Source organism: Kitasatospora sp. NPDC001603 (assembly GCF_040298365.1).
Taxonomy (GTDB): domain Bacteria; phylum Actinomycetota; class Actinomycetes; order Streptomycetales; family Streptomycetaceae; genus Kitasatospora.
Map to the genome: position 1 here is coordinate 23,899 of NZ_JBEPAA010000056.1, position 22,322 is coordinate 46,220.

23 protein-coding genes are annotated in these 22,322 nt (G+C 74.8%); 8 read left to right on the forward strand and 15 right to left on the reverse strand.

The annotated features are described in order from the left end of the window. Positions 1 to 58 precede the first annotated feature (58 nt). The 11 genes from ABT263_RS28365 to ABT263_RS28415 all read right to left on the reverse strand — a co-directional run bounded on the left by ABT263_RS28365 (position 59) and on the right by ABT263_RS28415 (position 11,007). Entirely contained in the window at positions 59 to 1,021 is a 963-nt protein-coding gene (locus tag ABT263_RS28365) for an alpha-ketoacid dehydrogenase subunit beta (RefSeq protein WP_352294575.1), read from the reverse strand. After that, complete coding sequence (locus ABT263_RS28370) at positions 1,018 to 2,058, reverse strand: thiamine pyrophosphate-dependent dehydrogenase E1 component subunit alpha (protein WP_352294577.1); 1,041 nt, start codon at positions 2,056 to 2,058, stop codon at positions 1,018 to 1,020. The genes ABT263_RS28365 and ABT263_RS28370 overlap by 4 nt, the downstream gene beginning before the upstream one ends. Continuing rightward, a complete protein-coding gene (locus ABT263_RS28375; RefSeq protein ID WP_329491292.1) occupies positions 2,055 to 2,969 on the reverse strand; it encodes a phytanoyl-CoA dioxygenase family protein in 915 nt (304 codons plus the stop codon). The genes ABT263_RS28370 and ABT263_RS28375 overlap by 4 nt, the downstream gene beginning before the upstream one ends. A gap of 32 nt (positions 2,970 to 3,001) precedes the next feature. Then, positions 3,002 to 4,084, reverse strand: coding sequence for a 4-hydroxyphenylpyruvate dioxygenase (gene hppD / locus ABT263_RS28380; RefSeq protein WP_352294579.1), 1,083 nt, complete (start codon positions 4,082 to 4,084; stop codon positions 3,002 to 3,004). 113 nt (positions 4,085 to 4,197) lie between these two features. Continuing rightward, entirely contained in the window at positions 4,198 to 5,463 is a 1,266-nt protein-coding gene (locus ABT263_RS28385) for a beta-ketoacyl-[acyl-carrier-protein] synthase family protein (protein ID WP_352294581.1), read from the reverse strand. After that, entirely contained in the window at positions 5,460 to 7,079 is a 1,620-nt protein-coding gene (locus ABT263_RS28390; RefSeq protein WP_352294583.1) for a class I adenylate-forming enzyme family protein, read from the reverse strand. Before ABT263_RS28390 ends, ABT263_RS28385 begins: the two co-directional genes overlap by 4 nt. Positions 7,080 to 7,217: 138 nt before the next feature. Beyond that, positions 7,218 to 7,727, reverse strand: coding sequence for a beta-ketoacyl synthase N-terminal-like domain-containing protein (locus tag ABT263_RS28395; RefSeq protein ID WP_352294585.1), 510 nt, complete (start codon positions 7,725 to 7,727; stop codon positions 7,218 to 7,220). Then, the gene (locus tag ABT263_RS28400; protein WP_352294587.1) at positions 7,724 to 8,884 is read right to left on the reverse strand and encodes a beta-ketoacyl synthase N-terminal-like domain-containing protein; all 1,161 of its coding nucleotides are present in this window, start codon (positions 8,882 to 8,884) and stop codon (positions 7,724 to 7,726) included. Before ABT263_RS28400 ends, ABT263_RS28395 begins: the two co-directional genes overlap by 4 nt. Next, positions 8,881 to 9,162, reverse strand: coding sequence for an acyl carrier protein (locus ABT263_RS28405; protein ID WP_352294589.1), 282 nt, complete (start codon positions 9,160 to 9,162; stop codon positions 8,881 to 8,883). The genes ABT263_RS28400 and ABT263_RS28405 overlap by 4 nt, the downstream gene beginning before the upstream one ends. Then, on the reverse strand, positions 9,159 to 9,434 hold the full coding sequence (locus ABT263_RS28410; RefSeq protein WP_329491299.1) for an acyl carrier protein: 276 nt from the start codon (positions 9,432 to 9,434) through the stop codon (positions 9,159 to 9,161). The genes ABT263_RS28405 and ABT263_RS28410 overlap by 4 nt, the downstream gene beginning before the upstream one ends. A gap of 136 nt (positions 9,435 to 9,570) precedes the next feature. After that, on the reverse strand, positions 9,571 to 11,007 hold the full coding sequence (locus ABT263_RS28415) for a class I adenylate-forming enzyme family protein (protein ID WP_352294591.1): 1,437 nt from the start codon (positions 11,005 to 11,007) through the stop codon (positions 9,571 to 9,573). A 176-nt stretch (positions 11,008 to 11,183) separates the two neighbouring features. Here ABT263_RS28415 and ABT263_RS28420 point away from each other — a divergent pair, with 176 nt between their 5' ends. The 4 genes from ABT263_RS28420 to ABT263_RS28435 all read left to right on the forward strand — a co-directional run bounded on the left by ABT263_RS28420 (position 11,184) and on the right by ABT263_RS28435 (position 15,701). Next, positions 11,184 to 12,299 (forward strand): alpha-hydroxy acid oxidase, encoded by a 1,116-nt coding sequence (locus ABT263_RS28420; RefSeq protein ID WP_465706523.1) that lies wholly within the window; start codon positions 11,184 to 11,186, stop codon positions 12,297 to 12,299. Positions 12,300 to 12,446: 147 nt separating this feature from the next. After that, the gene (locus ABT263_RS28425) at positions 12,447 to 13,220 is read left to right on the forward strand and encodes a class I SAM-dependent methyltransferase (RefSeq protein ID WP_352294595.1); all 774 of its coding nucleotides are present in this window, start codon (positions 12,447 to 12,449) and stop codon (positions 13,218 to 13,220) included. Positions 13,221 to 13,425: 205 nt separating this feature from the next. Then, positions 13,426 to 14,364, forward strand: a complete 939-nt coding sequence (gene lipP1, locus ABT263_RS28430; RefSeq protein WP_352294597.1) for a LipP1 family hormone-sensitive lipase — start codon at positions 13,426 to 13,428, stop codon at positions 14,362 to 14,364. Then, entirely contained in the window at positions 14,361 to 15,701 is a 1,341-nt protein-coding gene (locus ABT263_RS28435; protein ID WP_352294599.1) for an aminotransferase-like domain-containing protein, read from the forward strand. The genes lipP1 and ABT263_RS28435 overlap by 4 nt, the downstream gene beginning before the upstream one ends. A gap of 78 nt (positions 15,702 to 15,779) precedes the next feature. Here the strand turns inward: ABT263_RS28435 and ABT263_RS28440 are convergent, their stop codons facing one another. The 4 genes from ABT263_RS28440 to ABT263_RS28455 form a co-directional block, all read right to left on the reverse strand. Then, positions 15,780 to 16,544, reverse strand: a complete 765-nt coding sequence (locus ABT263_RS28440; RefSeq protein WP_329491305.1) for an ABC transporter permease — start codon at positions 16,542 to 16,544, stop codon at positions 15,780 to 15,782. A 23-nt stretch (positions 16,545 to 16,567) separates the two neighbouring features. Continuing rightward, positions 16,568 to 17,524: an ATP-binding cassette domain-containing protein gene (locus tag ABT263_RS28445; protein ID WP_352294601.1), complete on the reverse strand. Its 957-nt coding sequence runs from the start codon at positions 17,522 to 17,524 to the stop codon at positions 16,568 to 16,570. A 149-nt stretch (positions 17,525 to 17,673) separates the two neighbouring features. Further along, on the reverse strand, positions 17,674 to 18,855 hold the full coding sequence (locus tag ABT263_RS28450) for a glycosyltransferase (protein ID WP_352294603.1): 1,182 nt from the start codon (positions 18,853 to 18,855) through the stop codon (positions 17,674 to 17,676). Beyond that, positions 18,852 to 19,154: a hypothetical protein gene (locus ABT263_RS28455; protein ID WP_352294605.1), complete on the reverse strand. Its 303-nt coding sequence runs from the start codon at positions 19,152 to 19,154 to the stop codon at positions 18,852 to 18,854. Before ABT263_RS28455 ends, ABT263_RS28450 begins: the two co-directional genes overlap by 4 nt. 97 nt (positions 19,155 to 19,251) lie before the next feature. Between ABT263_RS28455 and ABT263_RS28460 the strand changes: the two genes are divergently transcribed. The 4 genes from ABT263_RS28460 to ABT263_RS28475 all read left to right on the forward strand — a co-directional run bounded on the left by ABT263_RS28460 (position 19,252) and on the right by ABT263_RS28475 (position 22,257). Further along, positions 19,252 to 20,184, forward strand: a complete 933-nt coding sequence (locus tag ABT263_RS28460; protein WP_352294607.1) for a 3-oxoacyl-[acyl-carrier-protein] synthase III C-terminal domain-containing protein — start codon at positions 19,252 to 19,254, stop codon at positions 20,182 to 20,184. A gap of 108 nt (positions 20,185 to 20,292) precedes the next feature. Then, complete coding sequence (locus ABT263_RS28465) at positions 20,293 to 20,583, forward strand: acyl carrier protein (protein WP_352294609.1); 291 nt, start codon at positions 20,293 to 20,295, stop codon at positions 20,581 to 20,583. Positions 20,584 to 20,587: 4 nt separating this feature from the next. Then, complete coding sequence (locus ABT263_RS28470) at positions 20,588 to 21,442, forward strand: hypothetical protein (RefSeq protein WP_352294611.1); 855 nt, start codon at positions 20,588 to 20,590, stop codon at positions 21,440 to 21,442. Continuing rightward, positions 21,439 to 22,257, forward strand: a complete 819-nt coding sequence (locus tag ABT263_RS28475; RefSeq protein ID WP_352294613.1) for a 4'-phosphopantetheinyl transferase family protein — start codon at positions 21,439 to 21,441, stop codon at positions 22,255 to 22,257. The genes ABT263_RS28470 and ABT263_RS28475 overlap by 4 nt, the downstream gene beginning before the upstream one ends. The last annotated feature ends 65 nt before the right edge of the window (positions 22,258 to 22,322 follow it).

The following is a 22,322-nucleotide window of genomic DNA, read 5'->3' on the forward strand; positions in this document are numbered from 1 at the left end:
GGGAACGGGATTCTGCCACGAGGGGTGCGCGCCGGACAGGGGGCGCGCACCCGCCGGGTTACTTCATGACGGCGCGCAGCGCGTGCCGCAGTTGCTCCCGGCCGGGCTGGAGGGCGCGGTCGAGGGCGGGGGCGAACGGCAGGACGGCGCCGTCGGGGCGGGTGACGCGGCGGGGCGGGGCGATCAGCCGCATCTCCTCGGCGGCGGTGGCCAGCACCTCGGCGCCGATGCCGCAGCTGCGGTTGGAGTCGTCGACGACCACCAGCCGGCCGGTGCGCTCCAACGAGGCGGCCAGCGCCGTCCAGTCGAAGGGGTGCAGCGTACGGGGGTCGAGCACCTCGACCGAGATCTCGTCGGCGAGCTCCTCCGCGACCACCAGCGCGTCGTGCACCAGGTGGCCGACGGCGACCAGGGTGACGTCGGTGCCGGTGCGGTGGACGCGCGCCGAGCCGAGCGGGATCGGCTCCAGCGCCCAGGTGACGGTCTCGCGCACGGCCAGCGCGGCGGCCGGCGCGAACACCACCACCGGGTCCGGGTCGCGCACGGCCGAGCGGAGCAGGCCGTACGCGTCGGTCGGCGTGGCGGGCACCACCGTCTTCACCCCGGCGTGCGCGAACAGGCTGTAGGGGTGGTCGGAGTGCTGGCCCGCCCAGCCGTCCCGGGAGCCGGATCCGGGGACCACACAGGTCAGCGGGACACTGGCCTGGCCGCCGGTCATCAGGGAGAACTTGTGTGCCTGGTTGACGAGTTGCTCGAAGACGAGGAACAGCAGCGAGGGGATCTGGAACTCGATCACCGGCCGCCGGCCGCTCAGCGCCGCGCCGATCGCCATCGCCGTGAAGGCCTGTTCGGAGAGCGGGGTGTCGACGATCCGCCCGGGCCCGAAGCGGTCGAGCAGCCCGAGGGTCGGACCGGCCAGGCCGGCGCCGATGTCCTCGCCGAACACGCAGACCGCGGGGTCCTCGGCCAACTCGTCGGCCAGTGCCCGGTTCAGCGCCTTGGTGTAGGAGAGTCTGGTCATCCCGTCGCTCCCGCCCGCGGCCGCCGTCCGTCGGCGTACAGATAGTCCAACGCGCCCTCAAGATCGGGCAGTTCGGAGGCGAGCGCGAATTGCTCGGCGGCCGCCAGCTCGGCTGCCACCGAGGCGTCGAGCTCGGCGGCGCGTACCTCGCCGATCGCGGCCGCGGCGCGCGGCAGCGGGTCGCGGGCCCGCCAGTCGGCCACCTCCTCCGGCGTGCGGTAGCGCAGCTTCATCCGGCGTTCCATGGTGTGGTGGCCCTCGAAGCGGTAGGTGCGGCACTCCAGGAAGCCCGGGCCGCCGCCGGACCGGGCCCGGGCGACGGCCTCCTCGGCCGCGGCCCGGACGGCCTCGGTGTCCATCCCGTCGACGGTGACGGCGGGGATGCCGAAGGCGGCCGCCCGGCCGACCGCGCTGCCCGCGACCGCGGTGGCGGCCGGCAGGGTGGTGGCGTAGCCGTTGTTCTCGCAGACGAAGACCACCGGCAGCCGCCACATCGCGGCCAGGTTGAACGACTCCAGCAGGACGCCCTGGTTGAGCGCGCCGTCACCGAAGAAGGAGACCGCCACCCGGTCGTCGCCGGCCTGCCGGGCCGCCCAGGCGGCGCCGACCGCGATCGGCGCACCGGCGCCGACGATGCCGTTGGCGCCCAGGATGCCCAGCGAGAGGTCGGCGGCGTGCATGGAGCCGCCCCGGCCCCGGTTCAACCCGTCGACCCGGCCCGCCAGTTCGGCGAGCAGCCGGCGGGGGTCGACGCCCCGGGCGAGCACGTGGCCGTGCCCGCGGTGGGTGGAGGTGAGCCGGTCGCCCGGGCCCAGCGCGGCGCAGACGCCGACCGCCACGGCCTCCTGGCCGATGTAGGGGTGGATGCCGCCGGTGATCACCCCGGACTTCACCAGGGTGAGCGCCTGCTCCTCGAAGCGGCGGATCAGCCGCAGCATCCGGTACCGCTGCTCGGGGGTGCCCAGCGGCGCGGGCCCGGCGGCTCCCGGCCGGGGGACCGGGCCCGTCGTGGTGGCGGTGCCGCCGACCGCCGTCACGGGGTGCCCCGCCAGAGGGTCGGGCAGATGTCCGGGTCGGCGTAGTCCGGCCGGCCGTCGGCGGTGCGGCGGACCACCACGTCGTGGTTGTAGACCACCGTGCCGCCGTCCGGCCTGAGGTGGTGGCGGTACTCGTTCCCGCCGTCCTGGAGGTGCAGCGAGACGGCGCGGCGCGGTGCGTCGGACAGGTTGGCACCGCTGCCGTGGTAGGTCCGGCAGTGGTGGAAGCTGACGTGCCCGCGCGGGATCTCGATCGGGACCTTGCGCACCTGCTGCCCGTTGTGGTGCGCGTTGGCGGCCAGGATCGACTCCAGTTCGGAGCGGTCGCGGTGGGCGAAGTGCCGGGTGGAGTCCTCGCCGGAGTCCAGCTCGCGCCAGCGGTGGCTGCCGTCGATCATGGTGATCGTGCCGTTCTCCACCCCGCAGTCGTGGAACGGCAGGAAGGCCGTGAGCATCCGGTCGGAACTGGACGTCTGCCAGTAGTGCTTGTCGAAGTGCCAGGGCACCTGGTTGGTCGGCTCCTCGGGCACCGGCGGCTTGTAGATCAGCGTCGCCTGGAAGACCCGGATCTCCTCGGCCTCGGCCAGCAGCGCGGCGACTGCGCCCAGCAGCGGCTTGCGCAGGATCGCGCCGATGGCGTCGCTCTCGTAGTGCACGTAGTCGTTGTGCCGCTGGACCGGGCCGTGCTCCGGCGTCCAGGCGGCGAGGTTCGGCGGGCGGACGGCGAGTTCGCGGTCGCGGTGGCCCTCGTAGTACTTCTCGGTGGCGGCCTGCAGGGTGTCCAGCTCCTCGTCGCTGAACAGCCGGCGGGAGAGGTACCAGCCGTGTTCGAGGTAGCCCGCCACCTCCTCGGGGGTGGGCAGCAGTGCGCGCTCGGCCTCGGTGAGCCGGAACTCGGGTGCGGTGGTCATGCGGGGGCCTCCTTCTGCGGGGCGGGGGTTGCTCAGACGGAGGCGGTGGCGTTCGTCCGCTCGACGGCCTCGTACAGGGCCTTGATGTTCGCGGTGCCGAAGGTGCCCGCACCCTGGCGCTCGATCAGTTCCAGGAAGTACGTCCGGCGCGGGTGGGTCGAGCGCAGGAAGATCTGGAAGAGCTGCCCGCCGTGGTCCTGGTCGACCAGCACGTCGAGTTCGCGCAGCGTGTCGACCGGGATGGCCGTCCCGCCGAGCCGCTCGGCCAGCGCGTCGTAGTAGGCGCCCGGGGTGGTGAGGAACTCCACCCCGCGCTCGCGGATGGTGCGCACGGCGGTGGCGATGTCGCCGGTGCGGAAGGCCAGGTGCTGGACGCCCGCGCCCTCGTTGTCGGCCAGGAAGGTGTCGATCTGGCCGGGCCGGCGGGAGGTGTCGGGCTCGATGAGGGTGAAGGTGACCTCGCCGGAGGCGCTCTGCACCACGCTGGAGTCCATCGCCTGCTCGCCGACCTCGATGTACTCGCCGAAGATCCGGTGGAGGCCGAGCGCGGCCTCGCAGAACCGCACGGCGGGGGCGAGTTCGCCGGCCGGGACGCAGATCGCCGCGTGGTCGAGGGCGTCCAGCAGGGCGCCGGGGGCGGGTTCCGCGGTCGGGCCGGAGACCGCCCCGGCGGCGGTGTCGGGGACGAACCGCAGGGCGACGTCGCCGAAGCCCGCCACCAGGCCGCCGGCCCGGTCCAGGACGCGGGCGCCGTGCCGCTCGGCGCGCTCCAGCGAGGCCTGCGGGTCGGTGCAGCCGAGCGCGATCACCCCGACGCCGTCGCCGTGCACGGCGACGAACCGGGCGACCGGGTGGGCGGGGTCGGCGGCGGAGACGAGGTGCAGCCGGATGTCGCCCTGGCGCAGCCGGACGGTGCGTACGCCGTCCGGCCCGGCGGCCGGCTCCCCGGGCGCCTGCTCCGCCGACGTCCGCGCATCGGGCGTGCGGGCGTCGGGCGTGCGGGCTTCGGGCGTGCGTTCATCGGGCACGAAGCCGAAGTCGGCGCGGAGGCCGGCCGCGGTCTTGTCGGCGTCCGCGCAGTGGAACTCGACATGGGTGATGGACTGGATGGACAACGGGTGCTCCCCGGGGGTGGCGAATGATGGGTGGCCGGGGCACCGCGCCGGACCGGGTCGGCTCCGACGGGTGCCCCGGGGCAGGCCGGGGTGCGACCCCGGTGCCCGGTCGGTTACTTGACGGACCGGGTGGACGCCGGGCCGAAGACCAGGCTGAGGTTGTGCCCGCCGAAGGCGAAGGCGTTGCTCAGCGCGGCGCCCGGCGGTACGGACCGGGCCGCGCCGCGCACGTGGTCGAGCGCGCAGGCCGGATCGGGATCGGTCAGGTTGAGCGTCGGTGGCAGCGTCCCCCGGGCGACCGCGAGCGCGGTCACCACTGCCTCCAACGCCCCTGCGGCGCCCAGGAGATGGCCGGTCGCGCCCTTGGTGGAGCTGACCGCCGGACCGTGCTCGCCGAAGACCGCGCGCAGGGCGGCGGTCTCGGCGACATCGCCCAGTTTGGTGCCGGTGCCGTGCGCGTTGACGTAGCCGATGTCGGACGGCGCCAGACCCGCGTTGGCGATCGCGGCGCGCATCGCGTCGGCCGCGCCCGAGCCGTCCGGTCGCGGCATGGTCGGGTGGTGGGCGTCCGTCGAGGCGCCCCAGCCGGTGAGGTCGGCGTACCCGGCCGCGCCGCGGGCCTCCGCGTGCTCGGCCCGCTCCAGGACGAGGACGGCGCTGCCCTCGCCGAGGACGAAGCCGTTGCGGCGGGCGTCGAACGGCCGGCTGGCCTCGGTCGGATCGTCCCAGCCGGCCGACAGTGCACGGGCGTTGGTGAAGGCGGCGGCGATCGTCGGGTGCAGCGAGGACTCGCTGCCGCCGCAGACCACCACGTCGGCGTCGCCGGCGCGGATCAGCCGCAGCCCCTCGGCGACGGCCTGGGCGCCGGCCGCACAGGCCGTCACGATGGCCGAACTGAAGCCCCGGATACCGTGTTTGATGGCGATCCGGGCGGTGGCCATGTTGGAGAGCATGCCGGGCAGCAGGTACGGGCTGACGCCGGGCCGGCCGCGCTCCAGTCGGCGGTGCGACTGCTGCTCGAAGGTCTCCAGCCCGCCGCCGCCGGTGGCCAGTACCACGGCGGTGCGGTGCGGGTCGGCGTCGCGGCCGACCACCAGGCCCGCGTCGGCGAGCGCGTCGTCGGCGGCGGCGAGGGCGAGCAGCACGAACCGGTCCACGCACCTGGTCTCGGTGGGCGGCAGCACCTCGCGGCCCTCGACGGCGGGTGCCAGACCGGCGGCGGTGAGCCAGCCGTGCGCGGCGTGGCCCTCGGGCAGCGCGCGGATGCCGGAGCGGCCGGCGGTGAGCGCCTCGAAGACCTCGGCCGGCTTCCGGCCGACCGGTGTGACCAGGCCGATCCCGGTGACCACGGCGCCCGGGCGGGCGGTGGCCGCGCTCACCGGGCGGCCACCGAGTCGAGGTAGCGGCGGCGCAGTAGCACCTTGCGGACCTTGCCGGTCGGCCCGAGCGGGATGTCGTCGCCCGCCACCACCAGGACCTGGCGGACGGTGGCCGCCGCGGCCTCGTCGAGGGCCGCGGTGACCGCCTTGGTGCGGTCGGCCGTCGGATCCGCGTCCGCGGTCAGGATCAGCAGGACGTCGGTGACCACCTGGTCGCCGTCCCGGACGGCGACCACCGTGCAGTCCGCCACGTCGGGGCAGGCGGCCAGTACCCGCTCCTCCGACATCGCGGTGAACAGCCGCTTGCCGCCGCCGAGTTCGACCGAGTCCACGGCACGGTCGACGTGGTAGTAGTAGCCCTCCTCGTCCCGGTACATGAGGTCCCCGGTGAGGAAGCGGCCGCGGATCCGGGTGCGGAAGGTCTTGACCGAGTCGTTCCAGTAGCCGAGTGCCAGGGTGGGGGAGGCGGTGGCGAGTTCGCCGACCTCGTTCGTCCCCAGCGGCTCGCCGTCCGGGCCGACCAGCTCGCAGTCGACGAAGGCGTGCGGGCGGCCGACGCAGCGGCCGTAGCGTTCGGTGCCGGGTCCGTGGGTGATGAAGAAGTGCGAGTGGCCCATCTCGGTGGAGCCGAGGCCGTCCACGAACAGCGAGCCGGGCAGCCGGACCCGGCCCTCGCGGGTGACTGCTTCGCGGCTGCCGGCGGCGATCAGCCGGCGGATGTGCACCTCGTGCGCGCAGTCCCCGGTGTTCCACCAGAGCGCGACCGACGACAACTCGCGCTTCGCCAGGTCGTGGTGGGCCAGCTCGGCCCAGGTGGCGGCGAAGCCGATGACACCGGTGGGCCGGCGCTCCTCGATGGCGTCCAGTACACCGGCGCCGGCCTGCCGGGAGAGCAGGTCGAGCCGGGTGTGCGAGCTGAGCGCCAGGTTCACCGCGATCAGGGTGGCGGCGTGCGGCGCGGGCAGTGCGCTGAGCATCCGCTCCTGGCCCTGCGGGCGGGGCAGTCGCAGGCGGTGGCGGATCGCCGCGTACAGGCTCGCGTGGGAGTGGACGACGGCCTTGGGCATCCCGGTGGTGCCGGAGGAGTGCGTGATCGCCACCGGGTCGTCGGACCAGTGCCGGTAGGGGGCGGGGGCGGCGTCCGGGTCGCCCGAGCCGAGCGTGCCGACCTCCGGGAGCAGCGGGGCGCCCGGGTCGTGGCCGGCCAGCGCGGCGAGGTGCGGGGCGTCGGCGAGGATGCCGACGGCGCCGATCCGGGCGATGTAGCGGGCGGCGCGCTCCCCGTCCACGTTCGGGTTCAGCAGCGCCGGGATGGCGCCGAGCCGGGCCAGTGCGAGGAAGGAGAGCACATGGTCGGCGACGTCCGTCGCGTAGACCACCACCGGATCGCGGCGGGTGACGCCGAGGCCGTGCAGGGCCGCCGCCCGGGCCCGGACGGCGCGGTCGAGTTCGCGCAGTGTGAAGGGCTGCCAGGCGGCATGGCCGTCGACCGGGGTGTCGAAGGCCAGCAGCGGTTCGTCCAGTCCGAGGCCCAGGGCCATCCGGCGGGTGAGGACGTTGCCGGCGCCGACGTCGGGGTCGTCCGCGAGAAGGGTGCGGATACTGCGGATGCTCACGGTGGTGAATCCCTCCCATGGTGCTGGGCGTACTTCGGCGGGGCGCGTCGGGTGCGCCGCTCGCTCGATGGCGGTGCGGGCGATACGGGGTGGCGGGGTACGGAGGCGGCGTGGCGTGCGGTGGCGGGGCGGCGCGGGTCAGCCGGCCGTGACCAGGACGGCGGCGGCCCGGTCCGCCCCCCCGGCGGACTCCGCCTGCTCGGCGGCGACGACGAGCACCTGGTCCGCGTCGCCGTCCGCGAGGAGCAGCGCCGCCAGGTCGAGCGCGTCCTGCGGCACCCGGCCGGGTACGGACTCGGCCGGGCTGATCGACACCACCGGCCCGGTCAGGCCCCAGCGGGCGGCGATGTGTCCGAGCACGGCGTTCGGGTTGGACTGGAAGAACAGCAGGGGCGGCACCCGCCCCCCGGAGGCGGCGGCGTCGTCGATGGCGCGGGCGGTGGCGCGGTCGCCGCCCGCGCTGGCCAGCAGCAGGGCGGTCCGGCCGGGGGCCGGGGCGCTGCCGTGCCGGGCGCGCAGGCAGCGCTCGGCGGTCTCGGCGACCAGCGGATTGAAGGAGGAGGCGGTGAAGCCGGGGATCGGCGGGAGCGGCTCGTGGTGGCCCGGCTCCGGCCAGCGGGCTTCGGCGAGGACGCGCAGTGCGGTCACCGGGTCGCCACCAGGAGTGCGGTGTTGGCGCCGCCGAAGGCGGAGTTGAGCGTCAGCGCGTAGCGTGGCCGGCCGGCGCGCGGGCCGTCCAGCACGAGGTCCAGTCCGACGTCCGGGTCCGGGCCGAGCCAGCCGGCGTTCACCGGGAGCCGCTCGTCGCGCAACGCCCCGATGGTGACGGCGAGTTCGAGTAGGGCGGAGGCCTCCAGGGCGTGCCCGTGGACGGCTTTGCTGGAGCTCACCGGGAGCCGCCCGGCGTGCGCGCCGAACACCCGGTGCAGGGCGTTGGCCTCGGCCCGGTCGGACAGCGGCGAACCGGTGCCGTTGGCGTTGACGTAGCCGACCTCGTCCGGGGCGAGGCCCGCCCGGGCGAGCGCGGCCCCGACGGCGCGGGCGACGCCGTCGCCGCTCGGCTCCGGGCGGCAGACGTGGTGGGCGTCCCCGGACCGGCCCCAGCCGGCCAGCCGGGCGAGCACGGGTGCGCCGCGCAGCTCGGCCCGCGGCTCCGCCTCGACGACCACGGCGGCGGCCGCGTCGCCGAGCAGGGTGCCGGTCCGGCCGGCGCTGAACGGGCGCAGCTCGCCGTCCCGGGCCAGCGCCCGGCCGGCGTCGAAGGCGGCGAAGACGCCCGGCTCCACCAGGTGGCCGGCGGCGACCAGCACCCGGGGGTGGCGGCCGGCGGCCACCAGGGCGGCGGCGTCGGCCACGGCGGTGCCGGCGGCGACGCAGGCACCGGTGTAGACGCGGGTGACGCCGGCGGTCCCCCAGGCGGCGGTGGCTCCGGCGGCGACGGCGGCGGTGACGGCCCGGGTGCGGAGGTCACTGTGCAGCGCGAGCAGGACGGGCATGCCCTCCCGGTCCGCCGCGGCCCGGCCGTCGCCGTCGGGGCCGTCACCGCCGCGCCCGGCGGGCAGGCCGGCCTGGCGGCAGGCCTGGTCCACGGCGGCGAGGACGGCGTCGGCCAGCGGCACCGGCTCGGCCAGCAGCGCGGCCCGGGTGGTCCGGCGCGCGGAGACGTCGAACCTGGTCACCGTGGTGAACGCGGTCTTGCCGAGGGCGGCCGCGTCGGTGAGCGCGTCCAGCCCGGTGCCGGCCGCGCTGAGCACGCCGACACCGGTGACCACGGGCCGGACGGCGGGCGGGGCGTGGCCGGTCATGACTGCGCGACCCCTGCGGTCCGTTCCAGCGGAGCGCCGGCGGCCGCCGCGAGGACGGCGGAGCGGAGCACCTCGACGGCGTCGTCCACCGTCCGGATCGCCTCGAAGCGTTCGTCGTCGAGATCCGGCTCGATGCCGTATCGCTGCTCGAACTCGGCTATCAGCCAGGTGAGTTCGAGGGAGCCGAGTTCCTCGGGGACGGTGTCGGCGGCGCGCTGCCCGAACGCCGCCAGGATCGTCAGTACCTCGGCCCGGTCGGGGAGGACGGGCTCGGTCACGCGGGGCTGCCCGAGGTGGCGGTGACGGCGGCGAAGCGCTTGGCGACGTCGGCGGTGAACTCGTCGAGCGTCATCAGCGCGGTGCTCTCCATCTCGTCGAAGTCGAACTTGATCCCGAACTCGTCCTCGACCTGGACCGAGAGGTCGGCCAGCGCGAGCGACTCCAGGTCGAGCCCGGCCGGGCCGAGGTCGGTGTCGCCGGTGACCTCGGAGACGTCGTACTGCATCTCGGTCAGGGCGGCGAGGACGAACTCGCGGATGCGGTCCTGCATGGTGTGCTCCTGTACTCGCGCGCAGCGGCGCGCGGATCGTCGGGGGAGAAGCAAGCGGCGGGGAGAAGCGGTGGGGAGTCGGGGACGCGGCGGTCCGGGGGCGGCGGGTCTGTCCGGCGCCTCCCGGCGGGGCCGGTCAGCGGGGCGGTTCGGCGGCGGTCGCCCGCAGGGCGGCCGGGTCGCGCAGCAGCTTTCCGGTGGCGGTGCGCGGGAGTTGCGGGAGGAAGGACAGCCGGCGGGGCCGCTTGTAGGCGGCGAGCCGCCGGGTCAGCCCGTCCCGGACCAGCGCGTGGTCGGCGTCCTGGTCGGCGGCGAGGTACGCCTCGATGGCGCCCTCGTCGAAGACCACGACGGCCTCGCGGACCTGGGGCAGGGCGGCCAGGATCAGTTCGACCTCGGTGAGGTCCACCTTCAGCCCGCCGATCGAGACCTGGGAGTCCCGCCGGCCCAGCACGGTGACCAGCCCGGTGGCCCGGTCCAGCTCCGCGGCGTCGCGGGTGTGCAGCCAGCCGTCCGACCACCGGGTCGGGTCGTCCAGCCCAGGGTACGGCGAGGCGGCCGTGCCCAGCTGCAACTCGCCTGCCACCAGGCGCAGTTCCATGCCGTGCACGGGACGCTTCGCCGGGTGCAGCGCGCCGTCCAGATCGGTGGCGATGACGCCGAGCTCGGTCATCCCGTACATGGTGCCCAGCGGTACGCCGTACCGGGCGGTGAAGGCCGCCGGCAGGCCCGGGCGGACCAGCTCCCCGGCCACCACCATCCGGCGCAGCCGTGGCAGCGCCGGGGGCGCGGCCGCACCGGCCAGCAGTTCGGCGTGGAAGGGGACACCGATCACGGTGGTCGGCCGTTCCCCCTCGTCGCCGACGGCGGCCAGGATACCCGCCGCCGTCATCCGCTCCGGCACGGTGAGCGGCGCGTGGGCGTACAGGCTGTTCAGCAGTCCGCCGACCAGTCCGAGCACGTGCACCACCGAGGAGAGCAGCACCACCCGCTCGCCCTCGCCGGGGAAGTCCGCCAACCGCCGGTAGCAGTCGAGTTCACGGAGCAGGTCGCCGGCGGTACGGGCGATGACCTTGGCCGGGCCGGTGGACCCGGAGCTGAGCTGGACCAGCGCGTGGCCGGTCCGGGCAGGTCGCCCGCCCGGTAGCCGGACGGCCACCGGCTCGACCTCGGAGAAGCCGCGCAGCGCCGCCGAGGGCCGGTGCTCGGACCCTACCAGCACCTGCGGGGTCAGCCGTTCGACCGCCAGGGCGATCTCGTGGTCGGTCAGCCGGTGGTCCAGCAGGGTTACCTGGGCGCGCAGTTGCCAGCAGGCGAGCAGCGCGGCGACGAAGCCCAGGGAGGGCGGCAGTCGCAGCGCCGCGGTGCCGCCGGGGCCGAGGCCGGCCGCGGTCAGCCGGGCGGCCTGCTCGTCGACCAGGGCGCGCAGGGTGGCGCGGTCGACGGGTGTGCCGAAGCGCAGGCACTCCGCGTCCTCGGGGCCGGCCAGCAGGAACCGCGCCACCCAGTCGTCCGGGGCGTCGGCGTGCGGCGGTGAGGAGGGTGGAAGTGCGGGGAGGGAAATGCCGGTCAACGCCACTCCACGGAGAGGAGATTTGACATGGACGCCGTTCTCAAACCAATACGGTCAATTCCGTTGCCAGACCTTTGCACAGACGTTTGGTCAAATCAAGGTCTATACCAATCTGGTCCGTACCTTCTACGCTGCCGAAGCGGGACTGGTCCGAGCGCGGCCGTCCGGGAACGAGGATGCCCGTGGGACTACTCACGCTGGCCGGGATGGAGCGCGCGGCGCGCGCCCAACTACCACCGGAAATATGGGACTTCATCGAGGGTGGCAGTGGATCCGAACGCACCCTGGCGGCCAACCGGGAAATGTTCGGTCACTATGCACTGCGCCCCCGCACGCTGGTCGACGTCTCGACCTGCTCGACCGCCGTCCCGCTGCTCGGAACCGAGCTCCGGACGCCACTCGCAATTGCCCCGATGGCCTACCACCGGCTGGTCCATTCGGACGGGGAAACCGTGACCGCCCGGGCGGCCGGCCGGGCCGGCGCGGTGCTGGTCGCCGGAATCTTCGCCAGCCGCAGCCTGGAGTCCATCGCGGCCGCGGCCACCGGGCCGCTCTGGTTGCAGCTCTACTGGCTGCGCCGGCGCGACGCCCTCGCCGCCCTGATCGAGCGGGCCGAGGCAGCCGGCTTCGCCGCGCTCATGCTGACCGTGGACGCGCCCCGGATCGGCCGCCGGCTGCGCGACCTGCGCAACGGCTTCGCCGTTCCGCCGGACATCCGCGCCGTCAACCTCGACCCCGCGCTGATGGCCGCCAGCCACCGGGCCGACGCGGGCTCCTCCGGCATCGCCGAGCACGCCCTGGAGCAGTTCGACCCCAGCCTGACCTGGTCCGATCTGGCCTGGCTGCGGGCCCGCACCCGCCTCCCGCTGGTCCTCAAGGGCATCCTGACCGCCGAGGACGCCCGGCTCGCCGCCGAACACGGGGTGGACGCCGTGGTGGTCTCCAACCACGGCGGCCGTCAACTGGACGGCGCGGTCCCGGCGCTGGCGGCGCTGCCCGAGGTGGTCGCGGCGCTCCCGCCGGAGGTCCCGGTGCTGCTCGACGGCGGCGTCCGCACCGGCACCGACATCGCCGTCGCCCTCGCGCTCGGCGCCCGGGCCGTCCTGGTCGGCCGCCCCGTGCTGTGGGGGCTCGCCGTCGACGGCGAGGCGGGCGTGGTCCGCGTCCTCGACCTGCTCCGCGACGAACTGGAGCACACGCTGGCCCTGCTGGGCCGGCCCACCCTCGCGGACCTGGACCACAGCGCCCTCGCGCCCTGGCCCACCGCCCCCGCGCCCCGGCCCACCGCCTGACGGCGCGACCCCGGCCCCCGGCCCCACCGCGCGACCCCGGCCCATCCCCCCGCGCCCGGCCCACCGCCCCACCGCGCGGCCCCGCACCGAGCTCCGGACCGAAGTTCCGGGCCGAAGCACCGCACGCCCGACAGAGAGACCGACGACATGAAGAACCAGGACCCCTTCGCCGGCTGGGACTGGGACGACCCGGACGGCCTCGCCGTCCGCCTCGACGCGTTCAGCGCCGACGTCGCCACCTGCGAGAAGCTCGAACCGGCCGCCGGCGGCCTCCCGCGGGACCACCAGGGCTTCCGCGAACTCGGCATCACCGGCATCGAGTTCGCCGCCTTCCGGACGGCCCACCCGGAGGGCCTCGGCACCGACCTGACCGCCCTGCGCAGCCCCGGCGCCAGTACCGAACCCGGCACCCTCTACCGCGTCGACGGCGACCGCTGGTTCACCCAGCTCGACATCGGCCGCCCGCTGCCCTTCGCGGACGCCAGCGTGGACTGGGTCTACGCCGAGCACCTGATCGAGCACGTCACCATGCCGGTCGCGATCGGCTGGCTGCGCGAGGCCCGGCGGGTGCTGCGCCCCGGCGGCGTGCTGCGCGTCACCACCCCCGACCTGGCCCGCTACCTGGTCGGCTACGCGACCGACGACGGCTTCCTCGCCAAGCACCGCCGGCGCCTCACCACCATGGGGTTCGGACCGCCGATGCCGCCGCGCCCGGCCTTCCTGGTCAACCAGATCTTCCGGTACTACGGCCACCAGTGGATCTACGACCTGGACGAGCTGCGGCACGTCCTCACCCAGGCCGGCTTCGAGGCCGACGCGATCCGCCACTGCGCCTACCGGCAGGGCGTCCGCGCCGACGTCGCCGACCTCGACACCGCGTTCCGCACCGACGAGACGATCTACGTCGAGGCCGACCGCTAGGGAGTGCCGGCAACGTCCCGCCTGATCCGACGCGACTTTGCCAGCACCCCCATGACTTGCCCGACACTCCCCGCCGCGCTTCTCCTTTGCGACGGGAACTGCTCGGACAAGCCCCAGGACTCCCCTCCGCGAGCCTGTCCGGGCGTGACCGACCGGGCAGGCTCCGAGCAGGAGCGCCCGACCCCCGCCGTCCGATGGGATGACCATGCCCTTGCACCCCCAGGCCCAGGCCCTGCGCGAACGCCGTGCGCAGGCCGGCACACCCCCGCTCTACAGCCTCACCCCGGCCCAGGCCCGCGCCGCCGACCTCGCCGACGTCCGGTCCGCCGCCGGCACCCCCGAGCCCGTCGCCGCCGTCGAGGAGCACCGGATCCCCGGCCCCGGCGGCGAGCTCGCCCTGCGGCTCTACCGCCCCGAGCCGGCCGGCCGGCCGCTGCCCGCGCTGCTCTACCTCTTCGGCGGCGGCTGGACCCTCGGCTCGCCCGACACCAGCGACGCGATCTGCCGCCGGCTGACCAACGCCGTCGGCTGCGTCACCGCCTCCGTCGGCTACCGCCTGGCCCCCGAGCACCCCTTCCCCGCGGCCGTCCACGACTGCCGCGCCGCCGCCCGGTGGCTGGCCGGGAACGCCGACGCCCTCGGCATCGACCCGGCCCGGCTGGCCGTCGGCGGCGACAGCGCCGGGGGCAACCTCACCGCCGCCCTCACCCTGCTCGCCCGGGACGAGGGCGGCCCGGCCCTGCGCCACCAGCTGCTGGTCTACCCCAACACCGACCACCGCGCGGTCGCCGCCGCACCGCCGGAGCGGCACGACGACCCGCTGCTCTTCAACCGCCGCTCGGTGGCCTGGTACTGGGGCCACTACCTGGCCGATCCCGCCGACGGCGACCACCCCTACGCCTCCCCGCTGCGCGCCCCGAGCCTGGCCGGGCTGCCGCCCGCCACCGTGATCACCGCGGAGTACGACCCGCTGTGCGAGGAGGGGGAGCACTACGCCGACGCGCTGCGGGCGGCCGGCGTCCCGGTCGAGTCCCGCCGGTTCGCGGGCATGCCGCACGGCTTCTTCGCCATGACGGGCGTCCTGGACGCGGCCGGCGAGGCCCAGCGGTACGCCGCCGAGCGGCTGCGCGAGGCCCTGCGGTGACCGCCCTCCGCCCGCTCGCCCCGCCCGACGCCCCGGCCGTGGAGCCCCTCGCGCTGTCCGGACTGCACGCCTCGCTGTCGGATCCGCTGCTGGACGCGATGACCTTCCTCAACGAGGTCACCACCCGCTACCCCGGGGCCGTCTCCTTCGCCCCCGGCCGCCCGTACGAGGGCTTCTTCGAGCCGGAGGACGTCCACGGCCACCTGGACGCCTATCTGGACCACCTGGCGGCCCGCGGCCTCGACCGGGACGCCGTGCGCACCACGCTGTTCCAGTACGGCCCGACCAAGGGCGTCATCGCCGACCTGGTCGCCCGCACCCTGGCCAACGACGAGGGCCTCACCGTCGCCCCCGAGTCCCTGGTGCTCACCGTCGGCGCCCAGGAGGGCATGCTGCTGACGCTGCGCGCCCTCTGCGCCGGCCCGCAGGACGTCCTGCTGGTCAGTTCGCCCTGCTACGTCGGCGTCACCGGCGCCGCCCGGCTGCTCGACCTGACCACCGTCCCGGTGCCCGAGGGCCCCGACGGCGGCCCCGACCCGCAGGCCGTCCGGGCAGCCGCCCGGGCCGTCCGGGCCGGGGGCGGGCGGCCGCGGGCCCTCTACGTGGTGCCCGACTTCGCCAACCCTTCGGGCACCAGCATGCCCGTCGGCGCCCGGGCGAGGCTGCTGGAGACCACCGCCGCGGAGGGGCTGCTGGTCATCGAGGACAACCCGTACGGCTTCTTCGCCCGCGACCCCGGCGAGCGGCCGACCCTGAAGGCGCTGGACCGCCGCCGGCAGGTCGTCTACCTCGGCTCCTTCGCCAAGACCTGCTTCCCCGGCGCCCGGCTCGGCTACGTCGTCGCCGACCAGGAGGTGGCCGGCCCCGGCGGCCGGCGCTCGCTGCTCGCCGACGAGCTGGCGAAGCTGAAGAGCATGACGACGGTGAACACGCCCGCGCTCAGCCAGGCCGTCATCGGCGGCATGCTGCTGCGCCACGACTGCCGGCTGCGCGCCGCCAACGCCCGCGCGACGGCCTACTACGCGGCCAACATGACGGCGCTGCTGGGCGCGCTGGAGCGGGAGTTCCCGGCGGCGGAGCGCCGGCGGCTGGGCCTGTCCTGGAACGAGCCGGAGGGCGGCTTCTTCGCCGTGCTGACGGTGCCCTTCACGGCCGACGAAGCGGCCATGGAGCGGTGCGCCAGGGACTTCGGAGTGCTCTGGACGCCGATGGCGCCGTTCTACCCGGCGGGCGGGGGAGAGCACCGGCTCCGGCTCTCGGTCAGTTCGCTGACGGAGCACCAGATCGACGCGGGCGTCGCCGAGCTGGCCCGCTTCATCCGGGCGCAGGCCCGGTAGCGACACGGACGAGGGCGGGGCCGGGGCTCGAAGAAGCCCCGGCCCCGCCCTCGTGCCGCATGGGGGATCGCGCGGGGCTCAGCGCACCCGGGTCGAGAACAGGCGGGCCGACCAGTACACGGACACCACCGTCATCAGGACGACCACCAGCAGCCCCTGCCAGACCACGCTGTCCCCGACATGGCCGGAGAACAGCGCCCGCATGCCTTCCACGGCCCAGTAGAAGGGGTTCCACTTGGCCACGTTCTGCAGCCACACCGGCGCCAGCACCAGCGGCAGCAGGACGCCGGAGAGCAGCGCGATCGGCTGCGCGAGGGTGTTCACCACCGGCGCCATCGCCTCGTCGGCCGGGAGCACCAGCGCGATGCCGTAGGAGATCGCCGAGGTCATCAGGGCCAGCAGGCCGAGCAGCAGGTACGCCAGCAGCAGGTCCAGCGGTGCCACCCGCAGCCCGAACGGCAGCGCGATCAGGGTGATCAGGACGGCCTGGACGAGCAGCGCCACCGTCTCGCGCAGCGCCCGGCCGAGCAGCAGCGCCAGCCGGCTCACCGGGGTCACCCGGGACCGTTCGATGATCCCGGCCTTCAGCTCGCCGAGCAGGCTGAAGCCGGTGTACAGGCCGCCGAAGATGCAGAGCACCGCCAACAGGCCCGGTACGTAGATCTGGTAGGCGTCGGCGTAGGTGATCGCGCCCATCGGCGCCAGCACCGTCTTGAGCAGCGGGGCGAACAGCAGCAGGTAGAAGAGGGGCTGGATCAGCCCGACGGCGATCCAGATCGGGGTTCGCCACATGATCAGCAGCTGTCGCTGGAAGACCAGCCAGGTGTCGCGGGCGAGCTTCATGGGGGCCTCTCGGGGATCAGTGCTCAGGACTGCTCGATGGAACGGCCCGTCCGGGCCAGGAACACGTCGTCCAGGCTGGGCCGCTGCAGCTGCACGGTGCCGGGCACGACGCCCGCCCCGTCGAGGGCGCGCAGAAGTCGCGGGATCGCGGCCGCGCCGTCGTCGAGGTAGAGCCGCAGGTCGTCCTCGCCCTGGGTCTCCAGGCGGTGGAGGTACGGCTGTTCCCGCAGCGCCTTGGTGGCGCGTTCGGCCTCGCCGGCCGCCAGGCCGACCAGGACGACGTCGCCCGAGATCTCCCGCTTCAGGCTCTCCGGGGTTCCCTCGGCGACGACCTCGCCGTGGTCGACGATCGCCACCCGGTCGCAGAGCGCGTCGGCCTCCTCCAGGTAGTGCGTGGTCACCACGACGGTCAGGCCCTCGGCGTTCAGGCGGCGGATCTCCGCCCACACCTGCACCCGGCTGGCCGGGTCGAGCCCGACGGTGGGTTCGTCGAGGAAGAGCACCCGCGGCGCGTGGATGACGCCCAGTGCGATGTCCAGCCGGCGGCGCTGGCCGCCCGAGTAGGTGCGGCACGCGCGGTCGCCGAACTCGGTGAGCCCGAAGGCCTTCAGGGCCTCCTCGGCCCGCTGCTGGGCCAGGGTCTTGCGGGCGCCGTACATCCGGGCCTGCATCACCAGCTCCTCGCGGGCGGTGACGGCGTCGGCGGTGCCGCCGCCCTGGGCGACGTAGCCGATCCGCTGCCGGACTCCGGCCGGGTCGGTCAGCAGGTCGGCGCCGGCGATCCGGACCGCACCGCCGTCCGGCCGGATGAGGGTGGCGAGCATGCGCAGGGTGGTCGTCTTGCCGGCGCCGTTGGGCCCGAGAAAGCCGAAGATCTCGCCTGCGGCCACGTCCAGGTCGATGCCGCGGACGGCGTCGACGGCAGCCTGGCCGCGTTGTTTGGAGGGATAGGACTTGCGAAGTCCTTTGGTCTCGATCAACCAGAACTCCCGTGCGGGGATGGATGTGCCACGTCGACGACGTCCAGCGCACACAGGGCTGGACGGTCCGTGCGGGGAAGGTGGCCGGGGCACCTGGGAAGCGGTGCTTCGCGCCACACTAGGGTCTGCGGCGCCCTGGATACAATGGCCTAGACCAATGGATTCGATCGTTCTGCCCCGGTTCCGACCAGCGCCTCCAGTCGGTCGGCCGCCGTCAGGGCCCCGCCGCCGGAGCGCAGTTCGGCGCCCACCCGGGCGGCCGCCGCGCGGTGCTCCGGTGCGTCGAGGACGGTGCGCAGCGCGGCCGCCAGCCCCTCGGGCGTGACGCGCGCGAACGGCACCCGCAGCCCGGCGCCGGCCGCCGCCACCTGGGCCGCGACGAACGGCTGGTCGTGTCGGATGGGCGCGGTGACCAGCGGGATCCCGTGCGCCAGCGCCTCGCCGACGGTGTTCATCCCGCCGTGGCACAGCACCGCGTCCAGCGCTCCCCGCGCCATCAGCTCCAGCACCGGCGCCCGGTCCACGGCCACCGCGTGGCGGGGCAGTTCGGGCAGCAGCGCGGCGGGCGCGGCGATCACCGGCTGGACGTCGTCCCCGCACAGCGCCAGGGCCCGGACGGCCCGGGCGTGGAAGTCCGCGCCGAGGTCTCCGGCCAGCGTCCCCATGGTGACCAGGACCCGGCGCCGGCCCGGCTCCAGCCGTTCCCAGGGGAAGGCCGGGTCGGCCGGCCGTTCGGCGAGCACCGGCCCGACCAGGGCGTAGTGCGCCGGGAGCGGCGCCGGACCGGCCAGCGCGGGACCGGTCGTCGCCAGGACGAGGGCGGGGGAGAAGCGCGGGTCGGTGTACTCCTCCTCCGGCAGTCCGGCCCGTCGCCAGAGCCCGGTGAGCAGCCCGGTCATCCAGGCCTCGACCTTCGGCAGCGCCCGGAACGGCCGCCCCAGCTCCATCGCGCCCGGCGCCAGGCTGGCCCACGGCAGACCGTGCCGGTGGGCGACCAGCGCGCCCGCGGGCGTGTGCTGGTCGACCAGCAGGGCGTCCGGCCGGTACTCCCGCACCGCCGCGTCCAACGGCTTCGCGGTGAACCGCGCGTAGGGAACGATGAAGCCCTCCCAGAGCGAGCGCAGGGCGGCCAGTCCGTGCCCGCCCTGCGCCCGGAACGCCCGGGTGCCCGTCCCCAGGACGACCGCCCCGGGGCCGAGCAGCGGCCGCAGGACCGACTCGGTGCCGGTCCAGGCGACCTCGTGGCCGCGCGCGGCCAGCTCGCGGGCGATCCCCACGACCGGATTGACGTGTCCCGTCAACGGCGGTACCACCAGCAGGAATCGGCTCATCGGACGGGCTCCTCGGCGGGCAGCAGCCGCTGCACCTCGGCGACGGTCAGGGCTTCCAGCTCGGCCAGGTCCAGCCCGGCACGGTGTGCGGCGAGGCCGGCGGTTGCCCCGAAGTGCCCGCACAAAAGGGCATCGAGCACCGTCAGTTCGTGCTCGTCCAGCAGCAGATCGGCGTCCAGCCGGGCCTGCGGGGTGACCAGCGCGGCCCACTCGGGCGGCGCGCCGGCGGCCCGGGCCAGCAGGGCGACCAGCTCCGGACGGACCTGGGCGGCGGAGGATTCGGGTTCGGAAGAGGTCATGGGGGCTCCACCTGCTCGACGGCACGGGGGCGGATCGGGACTGCGAAGGGCCCGAGATCACTTGTGCGACCCGTCGGGCGTCGGAATACTAGCCCGCGTGACAGCACTGGAGGCAGTGGCCGTCCACCTCCCCCAGCACACCGTGCCCATTGAGGCAGTGGGCGAGCGGATCGGCCTGACCCCGCGTCAACTTCGACTCTTCCGCCGTTTCCACGGACTGGACCAGCTGCGGCTGGATCCGGACGGGAAGCTGCCCGACCTGCTCGGCGCCGCCGTCGAGGCCTTACCGGAGCTGCGCGGACGCGAACGGCACGTCCGTTTCGTGATCCACGCCCGCAGCATGCCGGTGGCGGTGCCGTACCCGCTCAACCCCCTGCACGACCTGCTCGGCCGGTACGGCCTGGCGCACGCCTCGGCCTTCACGGTGACCCACCACGCCTGTGCGGTGGGTCTGCTGGCCGTAGACCTGGCCGGCCGCCTGCTCGCCGGGCAGGACGACCCGGAGGCCCTGGCGCTGGTGCTGGCCGGCGAGAAGACCTTCACCAAGGACGCCCAGGTGGTGCCCGAGACCGGGATCTTCGCCGAGGGCGCGGCCGCCTGCCTGGTCCGGGCCACCGGCGAGCGCAATCGGGTGCTCTCCTACGCCGTCCGCCACCGCCCCGAGTTCGACGGCCGCCTGGCCGGGGACGCGGACCTGCTGGCGCGCTACCAGCGGGAGTACCCGGTGGTGATGATCGAGGCGATCGAGGCCGCCCTCGACCAGGCAGGTCTGGACCTCTCGGACGTCGCCCTGGTGCTCCCGCACAACGTCAACCAGGCCTCCTGGCGGATGATCTGCCGACGGATCGGGTTCCCGGTGGAGAAGGTCGTGCTGGACAACGTGCGCTCCGTCGGGCACAGTTTCGCTGCAGACAGCCTCATCAATCTCCACACCGCCACCACGCGGGGGCTGCTCCACCGGGGCGACCGCTACCTGATCGCCGCCGCCGGTGTCGGAGCCACCTTCTCCGCCATGGCCGTCGAACACTGACGCATCGTCGTTTCGGCGCACCCGGGCGACGCAGCGGCACGGCGAGGACGACCACGCCTCCGCCCGCCGCACCCATTCACCTCTCACGCACGACGGGACGGGACATCCATGCCAGAACCCGCGGTCCAGACCACTGAGGTCGAGCTGCGCGACCGGATCCTGCGGAGCATCGGCGAGCTGCTGCCGCGCGTCCTCAAGCGCGACCTCCCCGAGATCCCCGAGAACGCCTGCCTCTTCGACGACCTCGGCCTGACCTCGGCCGGCACCATCGAGCTGATCCTCGAAGTCGAGGAGACGCTGGACATCCAGGTCGACGTCGAGCAGATCGGCGAGGACGACCTGCGCTCGGTGACCAGCCTGGCCGACTACGTCGCCGGGCACATCATCCCCGAGGACTGACCGGGTGGCCGCCGATTCCGCGCCGCCGCTCGCGCTGGGCGTCACCCGGATCCTCGCGCGGTCCTTCGACGGCAGGTCGGAGACCTCGCTCGACCCGGACCTGCGGGTGTTCGTCACGGACCTGGTCCGGCCCTACGGCCTGCCGGTGCGGGAGGACCTCCTCGCCGAGGGCGTCGGCCACTCCTACGAGGAACTGGCCGAGGGCCTGCTGGCCGAGGCGCTCGCCGACGGCGTGCCGGTGGACCTGCTGATCCTCGCCTTCGACTCGCCCGACGTGCGCCCGGGGGCGCCCAGCTCGCTGGCGCTCAGCCGGTCCTGCCCCGGCGCGCCGCTGGCCTTCGCCCTCTGCGACCAGGGGTCGGCGGTGGCCTTCAGCGCCCTGCGGGTGGCCGCCGAGTACCAGCGCACCGGGGCGTGCCGGCGGGCGGTGGTGGTACTGGCGGAACAGACCGCGCTGCACTACCGGCCGGCGGGGCCGGTCGACCTGCCCGAGCGGCACAGCGTCGTCGTGCTCGTCCTGGACGAGACCGCCGACGTGGAACTGACTGTGCGTCAGTTCTCCGCGCTCGACGGCCGGAAGGCGGCCGAGGTGGTCGGCGCGGAGGTCGGAACCCTCGGGTCCGACGCGGCCGTCCTGCTGGGCTCCGGCCTGGCGGCCGAGCCGGTCCCCGAGGTGGCCGCCGCGGCCGGTCTGCCGTTCGCCGGCCTGCCGTTCACCGGTCTGCCGTTCACCGGTCTCTGGGCGGAGCTGGCCGAGCGACTGCCCGAGTGGCAGGAGAAGGGGCGGCCGGTGCTGGCCGCCGGGTTCGACCGCAGGCTGGGTGTGCTGAGCACCCTGACCCTTCGGGCCGGCCCGTGACGGCGGGTCCGGCCACCGCCACCGCCTCCACGTCCACCTCAGCCTCCGATGTCGCCTCCACGTCCGACACCGCCTCCACGCCGGACAGCGCCGACCGGATCGACCTCTGGACCATCCCCACCGACCAGCCGGACGAGGTCGTCCGGAGCCTGCGAAGCCTGCTGGACCGTGACGAACTCGCCCGCGCCACCGGCCGGGGCCCCGCCCGCGACCCGGTGGCCGGCCGGCGGTTCACCGTGGTGCACGGCGTCGTCCGGCTGCTGGTGGCCGAACGCCTCGGCCTGCACCCCGCCGAACTCGCCTGGCGGTACGGCCCGCACGGCAAACCCGAACCGGCGGTGGGGCACGAGCGGGTCGGCGTCAGCTACTCCGGCTCCGGCGCCCTGGCCGTGCTGGCCCTGACCGCGGGGCGGCCGGTCGGTGTCGACGTCGAGGAGGTCCACGACGCCCGGGTGGCCACCCGGGTGGCCGAGCGCTACTTCCCGGGAGCCGAGGCGGAGTTCCTCGCCCGGTCGGCCTCGCCCGCCGTACTGGCCGAGCGCTTCACCACCCTCTGGTGTCGCCGGGAGGCCTGCGTCAAAGCCTACGGCGGCCGACTGGTGCAGGGCTTCGGGCTGCCGCTGGCCGGCCCGGCCCCGCTGCGCCTGGCCCACCCGGGCACGCTCGGCGAGGGCCCCTGCCTGCTCGACGACGTCCCGGTGCCCGGGCCGTTCCGCGCCGCCGTGGCGGTGCTCGGGGAGCAGCCGTTCCGGCTGCGACGGCACCGCTGGAAGGCTTTGTCAGAGGCCTGTCAGCCCTTCTGGCAACGGAACTGACGGTCAGTCGGCGCTCCCAGAAATCTGGTCTGTACCACTTCGCCGGGCCGCTGATAGCGTCCCGA

Coding starts and splice junctions, on each gene's coding strand:
- ABT263_RS28410 (WP_329491299.1), bottom strand. CDS start 9,434: ATGCAGGACCGCATCCGCGAGTTCGTCCTCGCCGCCCTGACCGAGATG.
- ABT263_RS28455 (WP_352294605.1), bottom strand. CDS start 19,154: ATGACCTCTTCCGAACCCGAATCCTCCGCCGCCCAGGTCCGTCCGGAG.
- ABT263_RS28400 (WP_352294587.1), bottom strand. CDS start 8,884: ATGACCGGCCACGCCCCGCCCGCCGTCCGGCCCGTGGTCACCGGTGTC.
- ABT263_RS28450 (WP_352294603.1), bottom strand. CDS start 18,855: ATGAGCCGATTCCTGCTGGTGGTACCGCCGTTGACGGGACACGTCAAT.
- ABT263_RS28375 (WP_329491292.1), bottom strand. CDS start 2,969: ATGACCACCGCACCCGAGTTCCGGCTCACCGAGGCCGAGCGCGCACTG.
- ABT263_RS28440 (WP_329491305.1), bottom strand. CDS start 16,544: ATGAAGCTCGCCCGCGACACCTGGCTGGTCTTCCAGCGACAGCTGCTG.
- lipP1 (WP_352294597.1), top strand. CDS start 13,426: ATGCCCTTGCACCCCCAGGCCCAGGCCCTGCGCGAACGCCGTGCGCAG.
- ABT263_RS28465 (WP_352294609.1), top strand. CDS start 20,293: ATGCCAGAACCCGCGGTCCAGACCACTGAGGTCGAGCTGCGCGACCGG.
- ABT263_RS28420 (WP_465706523.1), top strand. CDS start 11,184: ATGCCCGTGGGACTACTCACGCTGGCCGGGATGGAGCGCGCGGCGCGC.
- ABT263_RS28425 (WP_352294595.1), top strand. CDS start 12,447: ATGAAGAACCAGGACCCCTTCGCCGGCTGGGACTGGGACGACCCGGAC.
- ABT263_RS28365 (WP_352294575.1), bottom strand. CDS start 1,021: ATGACCAGACTCTCCTACACCAAGGCGCTGAACCGGGCACTGGCCGAC.